The sequence below is a fragment of the Kitasatospora sp. MBT63 genome (genome assembly GCF_000710465.2).
GTDB lineage: Bacteria > Actinomycetota > Actinomycetes > Streptomycetales > Streptomycetaceae > Kitasatospora.
In genome coordinates this window covers 185-555 of the sequence record NZ_JAIZ01000682.1, presented here as the reverse complement: position 1 = coordinate 555, position 371 = coordinate 185, and the positions used below count along the sequence as shown (strand labels likewise).

Annotated in this window: 1 protein-coding gene; it reads left to right on the top strand. The window is 72.5% G+C overall.

Annotation, left to right across the window (positions count from 1 at the left end; genetic code table 11):
• Nucleotides 1–371: hypothetical protein (locus AA75_RS51155; RefSeq protein ID WP_199520493.1), on the top strand; the 371-nt coding region annotated here is incomplete at both ends.

The window sequence follows — 371 nt, the reverse complement described above, 5'->3', positions numbered from 1 at the left end:
CCACCACCCGGACCCTCGACCTCGCCGGACGCCCCGTCACCACCACCGGCACCTTCGCCGACCGGACGCTGCCCACGCCCGCGGTCGCCACCACTGCCTATGACGGTCTCGGCCGTCCTGCACAGGCCACGGCCGGCGACATTGTCACCACCCCCGTCTACGGCCACGGCGGGGTGGAGACCGGCTCCGGCATGCAGCCCGCCAGCGCCCAGTACCCCGGCGCCCCGTTCAGTGCGGATCGTCAGCTGGACGTCTCCGGGAACTCTCTGCACAAGGACCTCACCCAGGGTGAGGGCGACCAGGCGGAGACCCGCGGCGGCACCGTCAACACCTACGACCAGGCCGGCCGGATCGCCACCCAGACCGACCAA